Source organism: Roseateles sp. (assembly GCF_036404855.1).
Lineage (GTDB): Bacteria > Pseudomonadota > Gammaproteobacteria > Burkholderiales > Burkholderiaceae_C > Pelomonas.
In genome coordinates, this window is sequence record NZ_DASWYS010000358.1 from 1 (window position 1) to 8495 (window position 8495).

Annotated in this window: 10 protein-coding genes; 4 read left to right on the forward strand and 6 right to left on the reverse strand. The window is 68.0% G+C overall.

Annotation, left to right across the window (positions count from 1 at the left end):
• Nucleotides 1-366, forward strand: a 366-nt coding sequence (locus tag VGF12_RS23855) for an HDOD domain-containing protein (RefSeq protein WP_331178538.1), incomplete at its 5' end; no start/stop codon positions are given.
• On the opposite strand, the gene VGF12_RS23860 is transcribed toward VGF12_RS23855, so the two are convergent.
• The 3 genes from VGF12_RS23860 to VGF12_RS23870 form a co-directional block, all read right to left on the reverse strand.
• The gene (locus tag VGF12_RS23860; protein WP_331178539.1) at nt 351-992 is read right to left on the reverse strand and encodes a PEP-CTERM sorting domain-containing protein; all 642 of its coding nucleotides are present in this window, start codon (nt 990-992) and stop codon (nt 351-353) included. The genes VGF12_RS23855 and VGF12_RS23860 overlap by 16 nt on opposite strands.
• Before the next feature lie 85 nt (nt 993-1077).
• Complete coding sequence (locus tag VGF12_RS23865; protein WP_331178540.1) at nt 1078-1596, reverse strand: RNA polymerase sigma factor; 519 nt, start codon at nt 1594-1596, stop codon at nt 1078-1080.
• A gap of 54 nt (nt 1597-1650) precedes the next feature.
• Nucleotides 1651-2133: an Lrp/AsnC family transcriptional regulator gene (locus tag VGF12_RS23870; protein WP_331178541.1), complete on the reverse strand. Its 483-nt coding sequence runs from the start codon at nt 2131-2133 to the stop codon at nt 1651-1653.
• Nucleotides 2134-2253: 120 nt separating this feature from the next.
• Between VGF12_RS23870 and hppD the strand changes: the two genes are divergently transcribed.
• Complete coding sequence (gene hppD / locus VGF12_RS23875) at nt 2254-3390, forward strand: 4-hydroxyphenylpyruvate dioxygenase (RefSeq protein WP_331178542.1); 1137 nt, start codon at nt 2254-2256, stop codon at nt 3388-3390.
• Here hppD and VGF12_RS23880 read toward each other — a convergent pair.
• Complete coding sequence (locus tag VGF12_RS23880) at nt 3345-4196, reverse strand: permease (RefSeq protein WP_331178543.1); 852 nt, start codon at nt 4194-4196, stop codon at nt 3345-3347. The genes hppD and VGF12_RS23880 overlap by 46 nt on opposite strands.
• Before the next feature lie 48 nt (nt 4197-4244).
• Between VGF12_RS23880 and VGF12_RS23885 the strand changes: the two genes are divergently transcribed.
• Both VGF12_RS23885 and VGF12_RS23890 read left to right on the forward strand, forming a co-directional pair.
• Entirely contained in the window at nt 4245-4946 is a 702-nt protein-coding gene (locus tag VGF12_RS23885; RefSeq protein WP_331178544.1) for an FFLEELY motif protein, read from the forward strand.
• 69 nt (nt 4947-5015) lie between these two features.
• Entirely contained in the window at nt 5016-6767 is a 1752-nt protein-coding gene (locus VGF12_RS23890) for a long-chain-fatty-acid--CoA ligase (RefSeq protein ID WP_331178545.1), read from the forward strand.
• A 123-nt stretch (nt 6768-6890) separates the two neighbouring features.
• Here VGF12_RS23890 and VGF12_RS23895 read toward each other — a convergent pair whose 3' ends face one another.
• Nucleotides 6891-7850, reverse strand: coding sequence for an esterase (locus VGF12_RS23895; RefSeq protein ID WP_331178546.1), 960 nt, complete (start codon nt 7848-7850; stop codon nt 6891-6893).
• A 25-nt stretch (nt 7851-7875) separates the two neighbouring features.
• Nucleotides 7876-8495 (reverse strand): L-threonylcarbamoyladenylate synthase (locus VGF12_RS23900; protein ID WP_331178547.1); only part of this gene is annotated, 620 nt, incomplete at its 5' end.

Here is an 8495-nt window from a genome sequence, read left to right on the forward strand (position 1 = left end):
GACTTCGCCGAGATGCTGCTGTGGGTGCACGCGCCCGAGCTGGCGCTGAAGATCGCCGAGCTGCAGGAGGCCGACCGGCAGCTGCGCAGTTCGGTCGCGCAGCGCCAGGTGTTGGGCATCACCCTGGCCGACCTGGAGCAGGCCTTGATGCGGCGCTGGCATCTGCCGGAACTGCTCACCCGTATCACCAGCGACAAAGACGGCCGCGACCCACAGGTGCGCTGTGTCCAGCTTGCCGTGCGGCTGGCACGGCACACGGCCCGGGGCTGGGACGACGCGGCCGTACCGGACGATCTGCACGACATCGCCGAGCTGCTCAACCTCGGCGAGGCCCACACCCTGAAGCTGCTTCACGAATTCGACTGACGCCGGCGCCAGGCCAGCAGCCCGGCCAGTCCCAGTGCACCCAGCACCGCGGTGCTGGGCTCCGGCACCGCGGTTGCCGTGAAGTTGGCGTTGTTCGGCGCGAAGTCCGAGATGGCTGCGTTGCCCGCAAAGGCACCGTCGCGCGGCCAGAGGTTGAAGGTGTAGTCCAGCTTGTTCGTGAAGCCGGTGCTCGGCAGCAGGCTGCCGCTGACCACGCCGGTGATCGTCCGGCCGCTGATCGTCACCGAACCGGCCGGCAGCGCGCCTGCGCCGGCCACCGTGCCCGTGCCGTCCGGGCGCAGGATGACGACGCGGTCGAAGCGCACACCATCCAGGCCCAGACTGATGAAGCCAGTTGTGCCCGCACCGCGGTTGACGCCCCAGACGTAGAAGCCCGTGGACGTGCTGCCGATGTTGCCGTCCATCGTCGCGGTCAGTGTGAAGAGGTCGGTGGAGGCGTTGTAGAAGACGCTGGCGCTCAGCACGTCGAGGTCGGCGCTCGCGACGCTGCCGGCAAAGGTGGCGAGGAAGTCGCCCCTCGGGTCGGTGATGCCGTCCAGCGCCTGGCTGGCCAACGGAAGGCCCAGCAGGGCGAGAGCGGCGGAGGTCGGGACAAGAAAGCGCATGAGGACTCCTGCAAGGTGTTCATGGACCGGGCCGATGAGGCCCACCCCAGTGGACGGCCGTCGCGGCACGCTATTCCCCGTCCCCCTAGGATTTCGGCCGCCGGACTTCGTGCGACATCAGCTGGCGCAGCCGCTCGCGGCCGCGCGACAGACGGGACATGACGGTGCCCGCCGGAATCCCCAGCGTCTGAGCGATTTCGGCATAGGCCATGCCGTCCAGCGCCACGAGGAGAAGCACCTCGCGCTGCTCCGCTGGCAGGGCGAGCAGCGCGCGCTGCAGGTCTCGCAGGGCCAGCCACTCGGCCTGCGCAGCGGCAACCGGGACCTCGGGCGCCTGCCCGTCCAGGTCCACGGTATCCAGGCGCCCCCGCCGCAGCGCGTCGACGTGCAGGTTATGCATGATGCTGAACAGCCAGGTGCGCATGTCGCCCACGCCCTGCCAGTACCCCATGCGTGACCAGGCGCGCTCCAGCGTGTCCTGCACCAGATCGTCGGCGTCCTCCCGGTTGCGCCGCAGCACCCGCGCATAGCGGCGCAGTCGCGGCAGCCAGCCCAGCATCTGCCCGGGGTCGGGACGGGAGGAACGGCAGTCGAGCGTCGCCATGGCGGTGGGTTCCACCGCCTGTCGCTCCGGTTCAAGCGGGGCGCAAAAGCAGGCTCAGACCGGCACGGCCGTGGTGTTCTTCAGCCGCTCCAGCACGAAGCTGGTCTTGCAGTCCTGCACGCTGGGATGCATCAGCAGCGTGTCGCTGATGAAGCGGGCGTAGTGCTGCATGTCCTGCACCAGCACGCGCAGTAGATAGTCCATCTCGCCGGTCAGCGCGGCGCACTCCACAACCTCGGGCCAGGTCTGCACGGCGGCGCGGAACAGATCGCGCGGGTTGCGCAGCGGATTGTCGGTCTGCTTCTCCAGCCGGACGTTGAGGTAGGCCGTCAGACCCAGGCCCACACGCTCCGGGGGCACCAGCGCGACATAGGCGCCGATGACGCCGGCCTCCTCAAGCCGGCGCACGCGGCGCAGCACGGCGGACGAGGACAGCCCGGCCTCGCCGGCCAGCGCGTCATAGGTCACCCGGCCGTCCTGCTGCAGCGCACGCAGGATGCGGCGGTCGATAGCGTCGAGCTCGATGGCGGCTTCCATTGAGCCCATTTTGCAGGTTTACTGCGTTTCAGCGGGCACAGGCGCCTCAATTTGCATGAAATGTGCGTCGCTCGCGCCGCAGAATTTTCGTTTTCGTACATCTGCGCGCGAGGCAAACGCATGGCCAAGTTCACTCCCTGGGACAACCCCATGGGCACCGAAGGTTTCGAGTTCATCGAGTTCGCTGCGCCGGACCCGGCCGCGCTCGGCAAGCTGTTCGTGACCATGGGCTTCACCGCCGTGGCCCGCCACCGCCACAAGAACGTGACGCTGTACCGCCAGGGCGGCGTCAACTTCATCATCAACGCCGAGACCGACTCCTTCGCGCAGCGCTTCGCGCGCCTGCACGGCCCGTCGATCTGCGCCATCGCCTTCCGCGTGCAGGACGCGGCCCACGCCTATCAGCGCGCGCTGGAGCTGGGTGCCTGGGGCTTCGACAACAAGGCCGGCCCGATGGAGCTGAACATCCCGGCCATCAAGGGCATTGGCGATTCGCTGATCTATTTCGTCGACCGCTGGCAGGGCAAGGGAGGCGCCAAGGCGGGCGCCATCGGCAACATCTCCATCTATGACGTGGACTTCGTGCCGCTGCTGGACGCGGCCGGCCAGCCGGTCGATCCCAACCCGGCAGGCCACGGCCTGACCGAGATCGACCACCTGACGCACAACGTCTTCCGCGGCCGCATGAAGGAATGGTCGGAGTTCTACGAGCGCTTCTTCAACTTCCGCGAGGTGCGCTACTTCGACATCGAGGGCAAGCTGACCGGCCTCAAATCCAAGGCCATGACCAGCCCTTGCGGCAAGATCCGCATCCCCATCAACGAGAGCTCCGACGACAAGAGCCAGATTGCCGAGTACCTGGACCTGTACCACGGCGAGGGCATCCAGCACGTCGCGCTGGGTACGACGGATATCTACAAGTCGGTCGAAGGCATGAAGGGCACCGGCGTCGCCTTCCAGGACACCATCGACACCTACTTCGACCTCATCGACAAGCGCCTGCCCAACCACGGCGAGAACGTCGACGAACTGCGCCGCCTGCGCATCCTGATCGATGGCGCCACCCACCTGGGCGTGGACAACGAGCTGCTGCTGCAGATCTTCACCAAGGAAGTGATCGGCCCGATCTTCTTCGAGCTGATCCAGCGCAAGGGCAACGAGGGCTTCGGCGAAGGCAACTTCAAGGCCCTGTTCGAAAGCATCGAGCTGGATCAGATCCGCCGCGGCGTGCTCAAGGACGAGTCCAAGACCGTCTGAAGACAGTCCCAGGCCTCGTCGGAGTGGACGAGGCCCATGTGGCCCACACCGTCCACGCGGTGCGCCCGCGAGCCGCTCAGAATCGCGGTCTCGGCCGGGTTGACGACCTGGTCGCAGGGCGTCCAGAAGCAGTCCACGTCGGGCAAGCCCGGCAGATCGGCCAGCCAGGCACTCCCCTGGCGCATCTGCGCGGCGTTGACGCCCATGCCGAGGGCAGCCATGCGGGTGCCTTGGTGAGGCGAGCCCAGGGTGATCGCCCGCGGCACCTCCTCATGGCCGGCCCCATAGCGGCGCCACCAGGCGCGCAGCGCCAGCCCGCCCATACTGTGTGCGCAGAGTACCGGCATCCGCCCCGTCGTGGCCTTGAGCCGTCGCACGCCGGCCTCGATCTCGTCGGCGTAGGCGTCGATGCTGCCGAAGGCCGGCTCCAGCGACGGCGCCACGAAGGCGATGCCGCGCATGCGCAATCTCGCCATCCAGCCGTTCCAGCGCCCGCGGTTGCAGGAGAAGCCATGGACCAGCAGCACGCCGGCCGGCGCACCCGCCGGCAGATGGTCAGGCTCGGCCCATTCGCGCCACGGCTGGCGCCATGAGAAGGCCAGCTCGCTGGCCACAGCCTCGCCGCACCAGGCGCGCAACAAGGCCCCCCAGCCCGGCGCCGGGCGGTTCACCCAGCGCAACTGGACGAATCCGAAGGCCAGCACGAGGCTCTGCAGGCAAAGCGTCAGCACCCCCCAGCCCCATCCGGCCAGCCATCCCACCGCCAGCGCAAGCGCCAGCCGCAGCACCATCCAGATCCTCTGCAACCTCCCGTTCATCGGCCCAGTCTAAGCGGGCAGAATCACCCACGACCCATGGATGAACTGAGCGCCGAATCACTGCTGAAGGAACTGCGAGCCGTCGACGCCGAACGCGCCCGCCGTGCCGCCGAACCCGACCTCGACGCCCGCGTCCAGGCCCTGAAGGCCTACCAGCAGCGCCGATTCGCCGCGACCTATGCCGACCTGCTGGCCAACCCGCGCTATGAGGCCGCAACGCGCTTCTTTCTGCACGAGCTCTACGGCCCCGACGACTACCGCCAACGCGACGCCCAGTTTGCTCGCGTCATCCCGACGCTCACCCGGCTGTTCCCCGAGGAGGTCGTCGATACCGTCGCACGGCTGGCCCGCCTGCATGCGCTGTCCGAGCACCTGGACACGCGCATGGCCGACCATCTGCTGTCGACCGACATCACGCCGGACGAGTACGCCATTGCCTGGCGCGCCTGTGGCGAGCCTGCCTCGCGCCAGCGCCAGATCGAGCTGACGATGGCGGTGGGTCAATCGCTGGACCGGCTGACCGCCAAGCCGCTGCTGCGCCAGACGCTGCGGCTGATGCGCGGACCGGCTCAGGTGGCGGGGCTGGGCACACTGCAGACATTCCTCGAGAGCGGCTTCGACACCTTCCGCGCGATGCGAGGCGCCGGGGAATTCCTGGCCACGGTCAGGCAACGCGAGGAAGCGCTGGCCCGCGCCCTGTTCAGCGGCGGTGCTGGCCTTGTCGCCGCGGCGACGTAGGGCAAGTCCCCTAGGCGAGGGACACGAGGCAACCCAAGATCAGAGACCTTCTCCCGCCGAGGCCTGCCGATGAATGCCGCCGTTGCCGCCCTTGATGACGCCCCCGTCCTGAGCTCACGCGACAAGCCCTGGCTGGCCAGCTATCCGGCCGGTGTGCCGGCGCAGATCGACACCCGCGTCTACGGCTCGCTGGTGGACCTGCTGAACGAGGCCTTCCGCCAGCATGCCCAGCGCGACGCGGCGATCTGCATGGGCCAGCGCATGCGTTTCGCCGAGATCGACCAGCTGTCGACCCAGCTCGGCGCCTGGCTGCAGGCCCAGGGGCTGAAGCAGGGTGACCGAGTCGCGATCATGATGCCCAACCTGCTGCAGTACCCGGTGGCCAGCGCGGCCATCCTGCGCGCGGGCTTCGTCGTCGTGAACGTGAACCCGTTGTACACGCCGCGCGAGCTGGAACACCAGCTGAAGGATTCGGGCGCGCGCGCCATCGTCGTGCTGGAGAACTTCGCCCACACGCTGTCGGAGGTCATCGCCGCGACCGACGTGCGGCATGTGGTGTTGGCGTCCATGGGTGATCTGCTGAACTGGTGGAAGGGTCCGCTGATCAACTTCGCCGTGCGCCACGTGAAGAAGATGGTGCCGGAGTTCCGCCTGCCGGCGGGCGATGGCCGCACCGTCGTACGCTTCAACGAGGCGCTGAGCCATGGTGACCGGCTGCGTCTGAAGAAACCCGACCTCGGGCCCGACGACGTCGCCTTCCTTCAGTACACCGGCGGCACGACCGGCGTGTCCAAGGGCGCCACACTGCTGCACCGCAACATCGTCGCCAACATCCTGCAGGTGGAGGCCTGGTTCCAACCCATGCTGGCCAAGGTGCCCGGATATGCGGATGGCAATGTGCAGTTCACCAATATCTGCGCGCTGCCGCTGTATCACATCTTCGCGCTGACGGCCTGCTTCATGCTTGGCGCGCGCATGGGCCACCTGAACATCCTGGTGCCCAATCCGCGAGACATTCCCGGTTTCATCGAGACCCTGCGCGGCCACAAGATCCACATCTTCCCGGCCGTGAACACCCTCTTCAACGCGCTGGCCAACGAGCCCGGCTTTTCGCGGCTCGACTTCTCCGAACTGGTCATCTCCAATGGCGGCGGCATGGCCGTGCAGCAGGCCACGGCCGAGAAATGGCTCAAGGTCACCGGCTGCCCGGTCGTGGAAGGCTACGGCCTGTCCGAGACCTCGCCGGCCGCCACCATCAATCCGCTGGACCAGCGCGCCTTCAACGGCAGCATCGGCCTGCCCATCTCCTCCACCGAGATCGCCATCCGCGACGACGATGGTCGCGACGTCCCGCTTGGCGAGCGCGGCGAAATCTGCATCCGCGGTCCGCAGGTCATGGCCGGCTACTGGAAGCGCCCCGACGAGACGGCGAACGTCATGGATGCCGACGGCTTCTTCAAGAGCGGCGACATCGGCATCATGGACGAGCGCGGCTATGTGCGGATCGTCGACCGCAAGAAGGACATGATCCTGGTCAGCGGCTTCAACGTCTATCCGACCGAGATCGAGCAGGTCGTCAACCTGCATCCCGGCGTTCTGGAGTGCGCCGCGGTGGGCGTGCCTGACGCCAAGTCCGGCGAGGCGGTCAAGCTCTTCGTCGTGAAGAGCGACCCCGCACTGGCCGAGGAAGACCTGGCCAGCTACTGCGCGGCACAGATGACAGCCTACAAGCGCCCCAGGTTCATCGAGTTCCGCGACGAGCTGCCCAAGAGCAACGTCGGCAAGATCCTGCGCCGCGAACTCAGGACCAACACGGCCTGAGCTCCAGGTTTCTCCGGGCCGCCGCTGACCGACCTCCGGTCCAGCAACGGCCGAGCGACCGGCATGGCCGCTCGCGCGGCTGCGCCCCCATGAGCGGGCGCGCGCCAGCGCGCAGGGCGGGGATCAGAAAGGATTGTTCCGCGCCCGGCTCAGGTACATCGAGCCGATGCGGCTTTGCGCGTTGGGGCCCAGCAATGTGTCGCCGGCCCACAGCCATTGCGTGGCATTGGCGTCGAGCAGCAGCGTGTTCGTCGTGCAGTCCTGCGGCGCAACGTCGGCGCGGCAGGCGGCATGCGTCACGTCGGTGTAGCCGAAGGCACTCGGGAAGCGCGCGATCTGCTGGATGGTTTCGTCCGTCAGCACGAGGCCGATCAGGCGGCCATCGTTCAGGAGGTTCAAGCGCAGCGCGGTGTTGAACGCCGTGCTCAGGTCGTCCAGGAAGATGGCACGGTCGATGTCGGTCTGCTGCTCCTTCTCCTTCTGGCCGAAAGGCGTGAGGCCGACGTCGAAGATGGTGCTCACCACCACGCGACCATTGGCGTTGGCAATCCGGTTGACCTGGTCGGCCAGCAGCTTGCCGCGGGCCTTGGCCTCGCCGATCAGCGATTCGCGGCTCTGCAGCGGGAACTGGCGGTAGAGCTCCACGATGTCGTTGACGCCCACCATGATGGTCACCAGATCCTTGGGACCGAAGCGATCGTTGGACAGATGCTGATCGATCTTGTCTCGCACGTCGGCGACCTTGACGTTCGCCGCCGCGTACATGATGCCCTGCGGCAGTGCCACGAAGTCGCTGTTGCACTGCGGGTAGACGAAGTTGAAGCCGCTGGCCACCACCTGGCTCCAGACCGGGTTGATCCGGCAGTCCGGCAGTTGGGTGTCCGTGCTCAGGCCGTTGATCGTGTACTTCTTGCCGGTCTGCAGGATGGCGCCGCTGTCGTCGCCGAACGTGATGATGCGGGTCGGCGCGAAGGGATCGATCTGCTCGGTGCTGCCGCCGCCGCAGCCGGCGACCAGCGCGGCCGCGCTCACCGTGGCCAGTGCCAGGCCGCGCTTCAATTTCTGGGAGACAACACGTTGCATGACGATGAACTCAGGGCAGGAAAACTCAATCGGTGAAGGCGGCTGCGGCCCGGCTAAGCCGGTCCCGGACGCCATCCCAGGCCGGATCGCGCGGGGGCGCCTCGACCCAGATCTCACGGGCGCCGGCCGCATCCAGGGCCCGCAGCACCGCAAACAGTTCGTGGGCCGCTGCCACCGGGTCGGCCGGCAGGGCCTGCCAGCGCCACGCCGGCAGCTGGGCGCGTGAATATACCGCCACCCCTTCCAGGCTACCGCCGGCGGCCGCGGTGGCACAACGTAAAGCCAGTTGCCCGGCGTCGAGCAGGCGTACGCGGGCGCTGGGGGCGTAGTGGGCGGCCAGCGTGCCCGAGGCCTGGGGCGCCGCCGCGTCCGGCGCCTGCAGCGGCTCGCCCAGCACGGCCTCGATACGCGTGCGGCCGACCAGTCCCGGGCGCAGCAGCGCCGGGCGCGCCCGGCTGCAATCCACGATGCTGGACTCGATGCCGACTTCGCAGGCGCCGCCGTCCAGCACCATCAGCCCGGGGCCGAACTCCTCGACGACATGGCGAGCCAGCGTCGGGCTGACGCGGCCGAAGCGGTTGGCACTGGGCGCAGCCAGGCCGTCCACGCCCAACGCGCGCGCCGCGGCCAGCACCGCGCGGGCGA